This is a genomic window from Achromobacter sp. 1014246743, from assembly GCF_059760725.1.
In genome coordinates this window covers 80,266-93,615 of sequence record NZ_JCBANA010000002.1, presented here as the reverse complement: position 1 = coordinate 93,615, position 13,350 = coordinate 80,266, and the positions used below count along the sequence as shown (strand labels likewise).

Below are 13,350 nucleotides of genomic sequence, written 5' to 3'. Positions count from 1 at the left end.
GATCAGGCAATCGAGAATTCCACGTCGATATTGCCGCGGATGGCGCCCGAATACGGGCAGGTCTGATGCGCCGTTTCCACCAGCTGGCGCTGCTGCTCGGCGGGCAGGCCCGGTAGCGAGATGTGCAGGTTGACGCCCAGCGCATAGGTCGCGCCGCCGTCGGTCTTGCCCAGCGACACTTCGGCATCCACCGCCACCTCGCGCGGCACGGTGATGCCCAGCTTGGCGCCGGCCAGCTGCATGGCGCCGATGAAGCAGGCCGAATAGCCGATGCCGAACAATTGCTCGGGATTGGTGCCCGGGCGCCCCGACCCCGGTGGGCTGAGCGGCAGCGTCAGCGCGCCGTCGTCGGTGCGGCCGGCGCCCTCGCGCCCACCGGTGGTGTGGGTGCGAGCGGTGTACAGAACGGTTTCCAGCGGTTTGGCCATGATGGGCTCCTTGTAGGACATGCGGGGGGAAAAGCACGGCGTCGTGCAAACTGAGAGCCTGCATTCCAACAAGCCGCTGTATCCTGCATGTGTCCGCACCCCGCGAAGTTTGCGTCGTACTGTATCGGCGCTCCCCTATTGCCGTCCCACCCACCCCATGAAACGAGCGATCATCATCGGCGCCACCTCCGGCATCGGCCGCGCGCTGGCCAAACAGCTGGCCCGCGAAGGCTACGCCCTGGGCCTGGTCGGCCGCCGCGGCGAGCTGCTGGACAGCCTGCGCGCCGACCTGCCGGGCACGACTGTGCACACCCTGGTGCTGGACGTGGCCCGCGACGCCGACGCCATGGCCGCGCTGCGCGACCTGATCGCCCGCATGGAAGGGCTGGACCTGTGCATCATCAGCGCCGGCGTGGGCTTTCTGAACACGGACCTGGATTGGGACAAGGAATCCGACACCATCGGCATCAACGTGCACGGCTTCGCGGCCATGGCCAACGTCGCGCTGCGGCATTTCATCCTGCATCGCAAGGGGCACCTGGTAGGCATTTCGTCGGTGGCGGCGTTGCGCGGCAGCGGCGCCGCGCCGGCCTACAACGCGTCCAAGGCCTTCGTGTCGAACTACCTGGACGGGTTGCGGCAGAAGGTCAGGCATTTGAAGCTGCCCATCGCGGTGACCGACGTGCGCCCCGGATTCGTGGCCACCGCCATGGCGCAAGGCAGCGGCCTGTTCTGGGTAGCCTCGCCGGAAAAAGTCGCCAGGCAGATCGCCCACGCCATCCGGCTGCGCAAGCGGCGCGTCTATGTCACACGGCGCTGGGCGTTGATTGCCGCGCTGCTCAAGCTGATGCCGTAGAGGTCAGCGGGCATACGGCATCAGTGCCGACGCATCGAGCAAGACGCCGGCACATGCCGCCCGGCCTACAGGAACGTGCGCGTTCCCCACCAGCCGGGCAGCAGCAGCGCCGCCGCCCACAAGAACGCCGATGCCCAGTTGGCCACCTGAAACGCCGCCGCCCGCATGCCGCAGATGCCGGCAATCATCGGCACGGTGGCGCGCAGCGGCCCGAAAAAGCGGCACAGCACGATGCTCAGCACGCCCCATTTCTGGATGAACAGGGTACTGCGATGCAGCAGCTCGGGGCGCTTGCGCAGCGGCTTGCTGCGCATCAGGCTGGGGCCAAACCATACGCCCGCGGCAAATTGCACCCAGTCGCCCAGCGCCGCGCCCACCGAGATCGCCAGCCATACCGCCACGAAGTTGGCATCGCCCAGCCCCAGGATGGCGCCGATCGACAGCAGCAGCGCCGTGCCGGGTATCACCAGCGCCACCAGCGGCAGCGATTTCAGGAAGGCGAAGACAAAGCCCATCGGCGCCAGCCAGTTCGCGTGGGTCTTGGCGAAGTCCACCATCGAGTCCTGCAAGGCATGGAACGTCTCGAACATCAGACGATCACATCGCGCAGCCCGCGTGGCCGGCGTCGCACCAGGCTGGCCAGGTGCTCCAGCGCCTGCGCCAGTTCCTGGCGGTCGGGAATGCTGCCCAGCGAAATGCGGATGGCATTGGGTGCACCCGGTCCCTGGTGGAACACGTCCGACGACGTCACGCTCAGGCCTTCATCGCGGGCCACGCGTTCCAGGTCGGCCGCCGTCCAGCGGTCCGGCAGCGCCTGCCACAGGTGGATGCCCGCCGCCGCCGCCGGAAACGGCCCCGGCAGCAGTTGGCGCGCCAGGCGCTGGCGCGCGTGGGCTTCGGCGCGCACGCCATCCAGGATCTGCTGTGCCATGCCGCTGGCGATCCATTGCGTGGTCAGCACGCCCATCAGCGGCGCGGCCATGACCGCGAACGACCGCATGGCCGCCAGCACATTGCGGCGGCCGTCCTGGTCGGGCGTCAGCACGAAGGCCGTGCGCAGCCCCGGGGTCAGCGTCTTGGCCAGCGTGGCAATGTGGAACACCGATGCAGGCGCCAGGCTGGCCAGCGCCGGCGGCGCATCGTCCAGGAACAGCGAATAGGGATCGTCCTCGATGATGCGCACGCCACAGGCCGCGGCCGAACGCAGCAGGTCGCGGCGGCGCGCGGCGCTCATGGTGTGCGCCGTGGGGTTCTGCAACGTCGGATTCAGGTAGACCAGGCGGGCGCCGTCGCGGCAGGCGCGTTCCAGGCCGGCCGGCGTCATGCCGTCGGCGTCCGTCTCGGCCACCAGTATCCGGCGGCCCAGTTGCTGGGCCGCCGTCAGCAGACCGGGGTACACCAGCGGTTCGGCCACGATGCCGTCGCCCGGCCGGCTATAGGCCAGCATCACCGCGGCCAGCGCCGCCTGGGCGCCGGGGCACACCAGTACGCGGTCCGGGTCCACCCGGCCCACCGACTGCGCCAGCCACTGCGCGCCGGCCTCGCGTTCGGCCTGCCCGCCGCCTGCCTGGTGGTAGGTCATCATCACGCCCACGTCGTGGCGTTCCATCGCCTTGGCCAGGCCACGCCGCAGCAGGTCCTGCAGATCGCAGCCCAGCGGCAACGGCGGCATGTTCATGCCCAGGTCCAGCATCTGCAACAGCGGCTCGTCGGCAGGCCGCGCGATGAAGGTGCCCAGGGGGCCGCGCGGTTCGATCAAGCCGCGCTGGCCCGCTTCGGCGTAGGCGCGCGTCACCGTCGTCAGGTCCACGCCCAGGTGCTGGGCCAGGCCGCGCTGGGGTGGCAGGCGGTCGCCGGGCTGCATGCGGTTGTCGGCCACCGCGCTGTCGATGAAATCGGCGATCTGGCGGTAGCGGGGCCCTGCGCCGCGCACGAACTTCAGCGGCCAGGATGCATACATATTGTCGTCATGCATGAGTTTTATCGCGGCAAAATGTCGCAATGTATGGGTGATATCAACCGACCAGTATGGCAACAAACTCCCATCAAGTCCATACATCAGGAATCTTGTACGGCTCCGCTGCCCCTTGCCAGCGCCTGCCGGCCGTTGGCGCAGGCCTTATCGCACGCCGGGGTCGGGCTGCACCAGGTGGCGCCAGGGAAATACGTCCTGGCGGAAGTGGCTGACGTAGCCGCCGCGCGGCGACTGCACCACCATGAGCCCCAGCTTGGGCCGCAGTGCCTGCAGCGCCTGCAACTGCTCCAGGTTCAGGCAGGTATTGCGCAGGTACAGCGCCCGCAAGCGCTCGCCGGTGGCACTGCGAAGCAACTGCTCATAGGCCGAAAACGGCGTGATGCAACCGGCGACGCGCGCCTGGGCCCACGTCGAGTGCAATTCCGTCGATTCCGTGAAATCCAGCGATCGCAACGCCGTCAGGTTGGTGGAGGACGCCAGGTTCTCGATGAAATCCTGCGTGTCGAATCCGCTTTCCACCACCAGCGTCTGCAAGGACGGCAACGGCACCGCAAAGAAAGACGCATCCGGTGCATTCGGCACGGTGAGCTGGGTCAGGTGCGGCGCCTTGGCCACGAACCGGGCGATGTCGCCGGCCTCTTCCATGATGGTGCCGGCCCGCTGGATCAGCACGACATTGTGGTCGGCCTGGCCGCTGGGGCGGATGGCCAGCGACTTCAATCCCGGGAAACGCACGCTGGTGTCCAGCAGCGGCGTGAATTCCCATTCGCGCGTGCCGTTGGCGCCTTCGTCAGGCCCCGTGAACGACAGCGCCACGATCGCATCGGCGACTTCCTGGTCGGCCAGGCAGGCCAGGGTCCATGCAAAAGGTTCTTCCCACGATTCGCCGAAATATTCCACCTGCAGGCCGCCGAGCAAGGGCGCGATGGACAGATACTGGTACGCCCGGCTCCACAGCGGCAGGTCCGGGGCACGGATGTCCACGTCGTCCTCGGCGCAGGCGTCAAGCGTGAATTCGTGGATGCGGCGCTGCAGGTCAAGCAGCTTGCGGTAGCCGGGGGTCGACAGCGGATGCGTAATGCGGGCGCCTTGTACGGTCAGCAAAGAACGCGGCCACGATACCCCAAACGCAGGGCATCGGCGCATGCCTCCTGCCTGCCGACATATTTTTTTCTTTGCAGCCGCCCCGCCCGAATCTTCACATTCTTTAAATCTATCGAAGAACATTCATCGATCCGCTCCCGTAGATTGCGTAGCCATTGCATCGGTTACCTCGGAGAGATCGCGCGTGTCGGACATCGTCGTCTACGTCAGAAGCCAACCCCAGCTGGGCGACCAGATCGTCGCCTTTGCCACGCTCTACCAGCTCAAGGCCTGGTGGCCCGGCAGACAGGTCAAGGTGGTCGCGCGCGACGATGTCGGCCACATCTACCGCGACCTGCCCTGGGTCGACGAATTCCAGCGCGCCCGCTGCCTGCGGGACTATGTGCGCAGCCTGACCGCGAAGACCCAGGTATCGGTCAACCTGCACCACAGCAGCGAACGCTTCGGCCTGCTCAACCTGCTGCGGCTGCCCGCCATCCGGCTGGGCTTTCGCAATGCCCGACTCAGCGACCTGGTCTGGACGCATTGCCATCGCAAGGACGAAAGCGAATACATCGGCCTGGCCAACTTGCGCCTGCTCGCCGCGTACCGGCCGCTGGATGCCGAAGCGACCGCACGGCGCTGCTTTGCCGAACTGGGCCGGCGCCATCGCCAGACCGAGCTGGGCGCAGACGTCGTCTTCATTCCGGGCGGCGGTTCGGGGCCCTTCAAGCGCTGGAGCCTGGCCCATTACCTGCGGCTGGCCGACAGCCTCAAGCCGCTGCTGGGCGCAGACATCCGCTACACCTTCGTACTGGGTCAGCAGGAAGCCCGCGAACGCGCCGAACTCGATGCCATGCGCCGCGCCGACATCCGGATCGCCTACTGTCGTCCCCTGTCGGAATTGAGCGCCATCATGCTGCGCGCGCGGCTGGTGGTGGCCAACGATTGCGGCCCGTCGCACGTGGCGCAAGCCGCCGGCGTGCCGTATGTCGGCATCTTCAACCAGTCCAACCCCGAATGGTTCTGGCGCCGCCGCGGCGCCATGGACGTCGTGCCCCGCGAGCCGCGCGCCGGCATCAACTCGATCACGCCCGACGACGTGCTGCGCGCCTGCGCCCACGTCCTGTCCCACGCCCCGACCGCCCGGGCCTGATGGCACCGGCCTTTCCCCCCTTCCCAACCCTGTGACCCCATGCGGATCCTGCATATTCTTGGCGAAAAAAGCCTGGGCGGACTTGAGTTCCGTACCTTGGAACAGGCCGCATGGCTCAACCGCCACGGCCACGCCGCGGCCATCGCCGCGCCCGCCGACAGCGCCATCAGCGAGGCCGCCTACCGCCGCGACGTCCCCACCGTGCCGATCGATTTCGGTTCGCCCTATTCCCCCCGCGCCATTCTCTCGCTGCGCCGCACCGTCAAGCTGATGGGCGTCGACATCATCGACAGCCACAGCCGCGCCGACGGCAAGACGGCCGCGCTGTGCCGCGACCTGTGCGCCGTGGTCCGCACCCGTCACTTCGCCAAGCCCATGCCCACCAGCCCGCGGCGCCGGCTCGAATGGAAGCTGGGCTGCGACCATGTCATCGCCACCAGCGACGCCGGCCGCGATGCGTTGCTGGCCGCGCGGCTGGCACGGCCCGAACACATCAGCGTGGTGGGGGAATGGGCGGGCGAAGCGTTCTTTCGCATCGTCGACAAGCCAGGGGTACGACAGCGCACACGGCGCGCGTTGAACGTGGATGCAAGCGCCTACGTGGTCTCCACGATCGGCATGCTGCGCCCCGAAAAGCGTCAGGCCGACCTGCTGCGCGTGGTGCTGCGCCTGCGCCGCCACGGGATGCCGGCCGTTGCGCTGGTGGTCGGCATGCCCACCGTCGATACCCAGCCCTACGCACAGCAATTGCGCGCGCTGGCGGTGCAGTTGGGTATCGCTGACCACGTCGTGTTTGCGGGCCACCGGATCGACGTGGCGGACATGATGCACGCGTCCGACGTGCTGCTGGTGCCTTCGGCCACCGAGGCCTGGTCGCGCGTGGTGCCGGAAGCATTTGCCGCGCGCTGCCCCGTCGTGGCCAGCAATGTCGGCGGGCTGCCTGAAATCGTGCGGCCCGGGGTTACCGGCTGGCTGGCCGAACCCGGCGACGTTGCCGGGTTTGCCGACCACATCCTGGGCATGCGCGAAGATCCCGGCCAGGTCGCCGCCACCGTGGCCCGCGCCCGCGACCACGCCGAAGCGCATTTCCGCCTGGCCAGCCAGATGGCCCACACCCTTGATGCCTACCGCCGCGCCATGGGCCGCGGCCAGCCGGCCACCGCCACGGCCTGACGCCGCGCCAGCGCACTGGAGTCAGCCCGTCGCCGATGACATCAGGGGCGGTTCGATCAGCGGCCGCGAGCCGATCCGCGGCTGCCCGGCTTGCGATCCATGGCCCGCTGCTTGGGCGCAAACGTGTTCTTCGGTGCCGGCCACCCTTTGGCGGCGGCAGGAACATCCGGCTTTTTCTGCGTGGCCGGCTTGTCTTTCTGTTCCGGGGGGGTGTCTTTCTTTTCCATGATGGCTCCTGGGTGGCACCGACGCAGCAACACGCTGCGCGGCACACCGGTGACCAGCATACGCGCTTTGCGCCGCGCCACCATAATTAGAATCTTCCAATGGTGCGGGCTGCCGCTGGCTCTCACACTGTGTGATGCATTCTCAAATCGCATCCACAGACGCCCCCCACATGAATGAACCTCTACTCAGTGAAGTCGCCGAGGAATCCCTGTTCCGCCCGGCCGCCTTGCTGGACAAGCTCCCTCCTCCAAGCGTATTGATGCTCATGCGCGAACACGGCTGGTCGGCGCTGCGCGCCTGGCGCGAAACCAACAGCCTGAGCCGGGCCGAAGTCGCCAACCGGCTCGATCTCACCTTGATCACCTACATCCTCATCGAAAACGGCATGGTGCCGCTTTGCGAATGGACCGCCCCGTTCATCGAAACGCGGCTGCAGATCAAATGGTCCGTCGTCTGGCACGCCCCGGTTTACCGACCGGGCGCCCCCATGCCACTGCATCATTTGCCCAAACGCCGCGGCCGCGCCCGCCTCGAACCCAAACCCGCAGCATAAAAAAAGGCGCGCCCTGCTTGGCAAGGGCGCGCCATGAAAAGGCCTCGCACCGGACCGGCCCTCGGCCGGCACGAGACCCGGCGAATCAGCTGTGCTGCTCTTGCTCGGCCGCGCGCAGTTCCCGCTGGGCCTTGTCCAGTTTCTGCTTGGCCCGGCTGATGCGATTGCCATCGCCGTCGCGCAGTTCACGATCCAGGATGGCCTGGCGTTCCTTGACCTTGCCCTGCTTTTCCTCGACCTTGGCGGCTCGCTCGCGGGCCAGCGCCTTGTCGTCGCATTGCCGGCTTTGGACCAGCGCAATGCGCAACCCGGCAATGCGGGCACTGTCTGCCCGGGCACGCTGTGCGGCGTCAAGTTCCTGCTCGATCTGATACGTCTTGGCGGCGCAGCCGGTCAAAGGACCAGCCTGCGCGCCAACGTCACTGAACGCTGCCGACAGCAACAGCGCACCGCCGGCGATGACCACAAGCCGGCCGACGGGGGAGATTCTTTCCATGCGGGAGTTCCTTTCTTACGTGCCGGATACGGCGAATCCGCCCATGTTGCCCAGCACCAAGACTTCTGAAAATTGGAACTTTCTGAAAATTGCTGCGAAATGGGCACCTCAAATTTCAAATCCGCACTCCTGTAACAAAATTCAGAAACTTCCAATGCCCAGGTTCCCCCTTGCAGGGCAGAATTCACCCGATTTCAAGCCCCCTGGCGGCGCCTTCGCCGGTTGCGCCCTCGTCACCCGATCGCCGCCAGACCTGCTCCGCCTTCTCCAACCGCGCCGACAAAGCGCCCTTGCCGCCGCTGGCGCCACCGAATGGTCCAGCCCGTCTTGCCCCTAATATAGGAAAGCACATGACCCTTCGAGTGCTGGTACTGGAAGATGACCCCATTCAGGCCCGCTATGCGTCTGCGGCGCTGTCGCGCTGCGATCTCGCCGCCTTTGGAGTGGTCAGCGACGCACAGGACGCCCTGCGGCGCCTGCGCGCCCAACGCTGGGACGTGCTGCTGTGCGACCTGCGCCTACCCGGCATGGACGGCATCTCGCTGGTGCGCGAACTGGCGACCTTGAACTCGCCGCCCCAAGTCATCTTCACGACCACGCTGGACCCTCGCTTCCTGAGGTCTGCCGAGCTGGTCGCGCGCAGCTCGTCGGTCGAGGTGATCGGCCTTATCGAAAAGCCCCTGGCCGTCGACGCGCTGCGGCAGATCCTGACTGGCAGCGGCCGCCACGCTCACGCCTATCCCAGCGCGCCGCCCGCCGGCAGGGGCTTTCCCGTCACCGAACGCGCCGCGCTGGAAGCCCTGCAGGACGGGCGGATACAGCCGTGGTTCCAGCCACAGATCTGCTGCCGCACGGGGCGGATCCTGGGCGTGGAAGCGCTGGCGCGCTGGTACGAGCCGCTGCACGGCATCCTCTCCCCCAGCGCCTTCATGCCGACCATCACCGCACGCAACCTCGATGGCCAGCTGGCCGCCAGCATGATGCGCCAGTCCCTGGCGGCCCAGCAACACTGGCTGGAAGGCGGGCTGGCCGTCTCGGTATCCATCAATCTCAGCAGCGCCGCGATGGCTCGGCACAGCGTGGTGCAGTCGCTCATCACCCTTGCCGATGCCAGCGGCGTCCGACGCGAAAGCGTGGTCTTCGAGCTGACGGAAACACTGAACGACAGCGCCGCGGAAGGCTCGCTGTTCGAGAACCTGGCCGAGTTGCGCATGGCCGGATTCGGCCTGGCGATCGACGACTTCGGCATCGGCTACTCGTCGATGGCACGCTTGCGCGACATTCCCTTCACCGAACTGAAAATCGACCGGTCGTTCCTTGAAGGCCTGTCGAACCATCCGCACCAGCGCGCCATCGTCGAATCGATGATCGGCCTGGCCCACCGGCTGGGCATGCATACCGTGGCGGAGGGCGTGGAAACCGAGGCCCACAGCAAGGTCATCCGCGAACTCGGCTGCGATCGCGAGCAAGGCTATCTGTACGGCGCTCCCATGCCGGAATGGCAGCTTCTCTCGTTCTGCCGGGCCCGCGGCATGCTGCCGACGGCCGAACACGCCTTACCTCCCCCCTCGCTATGCAGCTAAACTGTAACCATCCGCTTTGACGCTCGAAGCCTACCCGGAATGAAGGATTCGGCACTGTGCCTACCCTGTTTGTCTCCACCTTTGGGAGGGTGCTGCGCGCGACCGCGCTCGTCCTGACCCTGGCAATTGCCTGCGGCGCCTCCCAGGCGGCCGCCGATTCGAGCGCCTCCCCGTCCCCCCTGGACGCCTCCCCCGAAGCCAGCAGCGTCGTCCTGCCCGGTTCCAGCGACCAGCCGGCCACCGCCCCCTCTGACCATATCGTCGTCGGGGTGATGGACGGCATGGCGCCCATGCTCTCGCGCAGCGACCGCAACGGCCACGCCCGCGGCCTGGCGGCCGACTACCTGGACATCATCGGCCGCGCCAGGAACCTGTCGATCGGGGTGCGCTTCTATGACAGCATCGATGCCCTGTCCGCCGCCCTGCAAGCAGGCGAAATCGACGCCGCCGTCGGCGCGGACGCCGTGCTGCCGCCAGCGCGCTTCCCGCGGTCCACGCCTATCTTCAGTGCCGCGGCCATCGTCATCACGCGCTCTGAAGTGCGCAACGGCAGCTCGCTCGGCACGGGCACGCTGGGTTACCTGCGCAGCGAACTCGACACCGACGCGGTCGCCCGCCTCATTCCCGATACCGCCCTGCACGGGGTGGACAGCTATTACGAAGGCCTGGAACGGGTTGCCACCCACAAAGACGTGGCTTTCCTGGGCGATACGGTCTCGATCTCGGCCTACAACAACGCCATCCTGTTCTACATGCTGAAAGCGCGCCCGTCCACGACCGGCCTGCGCACCCAGTACGCCTTTGTCTTCAACCCGCAACGCGCCGCCCTGCTGCGCAGTTTCAATGAGGCGCTGGCCTCCTTCCCCGAGCGCGTGCACAACACCTTGCAACGGCGCTGGGTGCAGGCCGAACAAGGCCGCCTGGACGGCAAGGTGCCGTTCACCGAGGCCGAACTGCAATGGATCAAGGACCACCCCAAGGTCACGGTGGCGACTTCGTCGCTGGTCGTGCCGTTCACGTTCCGCGACAGCTTTGGTCGTTCCGCCGGCATTTCCGCATCGGTGCTGGACCTGGTCACGGCCCAGACCGGGCTGCAGTTCACGCCCGAGTTCTACGACTCGGCACTGGACCAGATCCAGGCCGTGCGCAGCGGCCAGGCCGACATGGCCAGCACCATGCAGGGCAATTACGCGGACTTCGCAGGCATGCTGCTTACCCAGCCGGTCCTGCACAGCACCTATGCGCTGATATCCCGCATCGACGGGCCACACCCCAAGACCATCGCCGACCTCGAACCCCTGCGCGTGGCGCTGGTCGGCGCCTCCCCCATCAAGGCCATGCTGCAGGCGGCCAGCCCGGGCAAATTGCCGGCCATCGTCGAAGTGTCCACCGGCCTGGCCGCGCTCAATGCCGTCGCCACCGGCGAGGCCGACGCCACGCCCCTGCTGTATCCGTCCGCCGAATACCTGATCGCCCGTTTCTATCAAGGCCAGCTGCAGATCACCGGCATCGGCAGGCCGGACATGGTGCCGTTTGTCTACCCGGTGTCCGACCGCAATCCGTTGCTGGCCTCGATCATCGACAAGGTCCTCAATGCCATCACCGATGAGCAGATGGAATTCACCATTGCCCAATGGCAATATTCCGAACAGCTCGAATTCCGCTGGGCCGCCCGCGGGCCCCTGATCCGGGGCCTGATCATCGCCGGCAGCATCGCCAGCGTGCTGCTGGCCGCATGGTTGATCTTCCTGCTGGTGCGCTTCCTGAACCGGCGCCGCAACGACCGTCTGATGCAAGAGCGCCTGACGCTCAAGCGCCAGATGCTGGACGCCAACCCCAACCCCATGTACGTCTGGGATCCGGACGGCATCATGATCGCCTGCAACGAGGCCTTCGAAAAACTGGTCGAAGACCCGCTGGTGGACATGCACCTGACCCTGGAGGGCATCGCCACCCTCGACGACGACAGCCGCCAGAAGATCCGCCGCGCCTACGACGAGGTCAAGGCCACGCACCAGCCGTACTTCGCCGAAATGACGCTGACGCTGGGCGGCCGGGAATTGACGGGCCAGCATTGGGTCGTGCCGCTGCTCGGTCCCCGCGGCGAGCTGCAGGCCTTGCTGGGCGGCTGGGTCGACCTGACCGAACTCAAGGCCACTGAACGCTCGCTGCAATTGGCCATCCAGCATGCCGACGCCGCCAATCGTGCCAAGACCCTGTTCCTGGCCACCATCAGCCACGAAATCCGCACCCCGATGAATATCGTGGTCGGCGCGCTGGAACTGCTCAAGGAAGGCAAGGCGGGCGAAGTCTCGCCGCCGGCCCAACAGCAGGCCGCGCTGGCCTACGACTCGGCCACCGCCCTGCTTTTGCTGCTCAACGATATCCTGCATTACTCCAAGATCGAGGCCGGCGAACTGACGCTGCACTACTCGGCGGGCGACCTGAACGAGGCACTGCCTCGCTGGGTCATGGCGTTCAACCGGTCGGCCGAGGCCAAGCGCATCAGCCTGACCGCCCGGGTCGAACCCGGCGTTCCGGCCGACCTGGTGTTCGATGCGGGCCGCCTGCGCCAGGTCGTCAACAATCTGGTGGCCAACGCCCTGAAATTCACCCATCAAGGCAGCGTCACCGTCACGGCCGGCATCGTCCGCCAGGACAAGGACCGATGCGTCGTGCGCATCGCGGTGCAAGACACCGGCATCGGCATTCCGGCCGACGTCCTGCCGCACCTGTTCAGCCCCTTCCAGCAGGCCACCGCCGGCACCTACGAACGCTACGGCGGCACCGGCATGGGGCTGGCCATCAGCAAGAAGCTGGCAGCGCTTTTCGGCGGGGAAATCGCCCTGCAAAGCATCGAAGGGAGCGGCACCACCGTCACGGTGACCTTGCCGATGCGCTATGGCAGCACCTGGACTGCGCCCATCGAATCCGAAACGGGCACCTCCGAACAATTCCCGGCCTTGAGCCTGCCCGCCACCAGCACGGTGCTCATTGTCGATGACCACCCGTCCAACCGCATGCTGCTGGAAACCCAGCTGCGCCTGCTGGGCATGCAGGTGATCTCGGCCTCGTCCGGGCCGCAGGCGCTGGAAGCCCTGCACCACGACTGGAAGAACGACCATGGCGCGGGCGGCATTGCCGCCGTCATCACCGACTGCACCATGCCGGGCATGGACGGCTACACGCTGTCCCGGGAAATCACGGCGGGCGCAGCGGCCTGGGGGGTTCCCAAGCCACCGGTCATCGGCTATTCAGCGGACGGGACGTCCACCGCCTATCGCCGCTGCCTGGAATCCGGCATGCTGGGCCTGCTGGTCAAGCCCGTGGAACTCGACACCCTGCGTGCCGCGCTGCTGAAGTCGCCGACGGCGGCCAACGCACCTTCCAACGAACCGCTCACCGCGCCCACCCCTGTCGTGGCTGCCCCAGACGTGACACCGCCCAGCGAATACCTCGACAACCTCGTGACCGTGTTCGGCACCCACGACAAGGCGCGCCAGTTCGTCGCCACCTTCCTGGAACTGTTCGACCAGGACCTGGACGACCTGGCCCATCTGCTGCCCCTGCACGACGATGGCAGGTTGCATGACTGGATCCATCGCGCCCGCGGCTCCACCCATGCCGTCCAGCATCCGGGCCTGATCGATTGCGTCGCCGCGTTCTCGAGCGCCATCCGTCCGGCCGACGCGACCGCACGCGAGGCCATCGGAATCGCTTTCATCGCCGAATGCCGCCAGGTCATGGCCCGCATGAAAAAAGAGACCAACGCCGACGCAGCGGCCGGCATAATGACCTTGGACAACGCACCCTGAAAGG

The 13,350-nt window shown here is 66.8% G+C and carries 12 protein-coding genes; 6 read left to right on the top strand and 6 right to left on the bottom strand.

Annotated features, from left to right (window positions below):
* Positions 1-2: 2 nt before the first annotated feature.
* Positions 3-428, bottom strand: a complete 426-nt coding sequence (locus AC6LJ2_RS01545; protein WP_445657151.1) for an organic hydroperoxide resistance protein — start codon at positions 426-428, stop codon at positions 3-5.
* 157 nt (positions 429-585) lie between these two features.
* Here AC6LJ2_RS01545 and AC6LJ2_RS01540 point away from each other — a divergent pair, with 157 nt between their 5' ends.
* Positions 586-1,284 (top strand): SDR family NAD(P)-dependent oxidoreductase, encoded by a 699-nt coding sequence (locus tag AC6LJ2_RS01540; protein WP_263912262.1) that lies wholly within the window; start codon positions 586-588, stop codon positions 1,282-1,284.
* Between the two features lie 65 nt (positions 1,285-1,349).
* Here the strand turns inward: AC6LJ2_RS01540 and AC6LJ2_RS01535 are convergent, their stop codons facing one another.
* From AC6LJ2_RS01535 to AC6LJ2_RS01525, 3 genes are all read right to left on the bottom strand, one after another.
* Complete coding sequence (locus AC6LJ2_RS01535; RefSeq protein ID WP_263912264.1) at positions 1,350-1,874, bottom strand: DedA family protein; 525 nt, start codon at positions 1,872-1,874, stop codon at positions 1,350-1,352.
* On the bottom strand, positions 1,874-3,259 hold the full coding sequence (locus tag AC6LJ2_RS01530) for an aminotransferase-like domain-containing protein (protein ID WP_263912265.1): 1,386 nt from the start codon (positions 3,257-3,259) through the stop codon (positions 1,874-1,876). The genes AC6LJ2_RS01535 and AC6LJ2_RS01530 overlap by 1 nt, the downstream gene beginning before the upstream one ends.
* A gap of 144 nt (positions 3,260-3,403) precedes the next feature.
* Positions 3,404-4,363, bottom strand: a complete 960-nt coding sequence (locus AC6LJ2_RS01525) for a hypothetical protein (protein WP_498150591.1) — start codon at positions 4,361-4,363, stop codon at positions 3,404-3,406.
* A gap of 184 nt (positions 4,364-4,547) precedes the next feature.
* Here AC6LJ2_RS01525 and AC6LJ2_RS01520 point away from each other — a divergent pair, with 184 nt between their 5' ends.
* Both AC6LJ2_RS01520 and AC6LJ2_RS01515 read left to right on the top strand, forming a co-directional pair.
* Entirely contained in the window at positions 4,548-5,498 is a 951-nt protein-coding gene (locus AC6LJ2_RS01520; RefSeq protein WP_445657152.1) for a glycosyltransferase family 9 protein, read from the top strand.
* Positions 5,499-5,537: 39 nt separating this feature from the next.
* A complete protein-coding gene (locus tag AC6LJ2_RS01515; RefSeq protein WP_263912269.1) occupies positions 5,538-6,671 on the top strand; it encodes a glycosyltransferase family 4 protein in 1,134 nt (377 codons plus the stop codon).
* Between the two features lie 56 nt (positions 6,672-6,727).
* On the opposite strand, the gene AC6LJ2_RS01510 is transcribed toward AC6LJ2_RS01515, so the two are convergent.
* Positions 6,728-6,898, bottom strand: a complete 171-nt coding sequence (locus AC6LJ2_RS01510; RefSeq protein ID WP_263912271.1) for a hypothetical protein — start codon at positions 6,896-6,898, stop codon at positions 6,728-6,730.
* A 170-nt stretch (positions 6,899-7,068) separates the two neighbouring features.
* On the opposite strand from AC6LJ2_RS01510, the gene AC6LJ2_RS01505 reads away from it, so the two are divergent.
* Positions 7,069-7,452, top strand: coding sequence for a hypothetical protein (locus AC6LJ2_RS01505; RefSeq protein WP_263912272.1), 384 nt, complete (start codon positions 7,069-7,071; stop codon positions 7,450-7,452).
* A gap of 85 nt (positions 7,453-7,537) precedes the next feature.
* Here the strand turns inward: AC6LJ2_RS01505 and AC6LJ2_RS01500 are convergent, their stop codons facing one another.
* On the bottom strand, positions 7,538-7,948 hold the full coding sequence (locus tag AC6LJ2_RS01500; RefSeq protein ID WP_263912273.1) for a DUF1090 family protein: 411 nt from the start codon (positions 7,946-7,948) through the stop codon (positions 7,538-7,540).
* 350 nt (positions 7,949-8,298) lie between these two features.
* Here AC6LJ2_RS01500 and AC6LJ2_RS01495 point away from each other — a divergent pair, with 350 nt between their 5' ends.
* Together AC6LJ2_RS01495 and AC6LJ2_RS01490 are read left to right on the top strand one after the other, a co-directional pair.
* Entirely contained in the window at positions 8,299-9,531 is a 1,233-nt protein-coding gene (locus AC6LJ2_RS01495) for an EAL domain-containing response regulator (RefSeq protein WP_263912274.1), read from the top strand.
* A gap of 56 nt (positions 9,532-9,587) precedes the next feature.
* On the top strand, positions 9,588-13,346 hold the full coding sequence (locus tag AC6LJ2_RS01490; RefSeq protein WP_498150590.1) for an ATP-binding protein: 3,759 nt from the start codon (positions 9,588-9,590) through the stop codon (positions 13,344-13,346).
* Positions 13,347-13,350 lie beyond the last annotated feature (4 nt).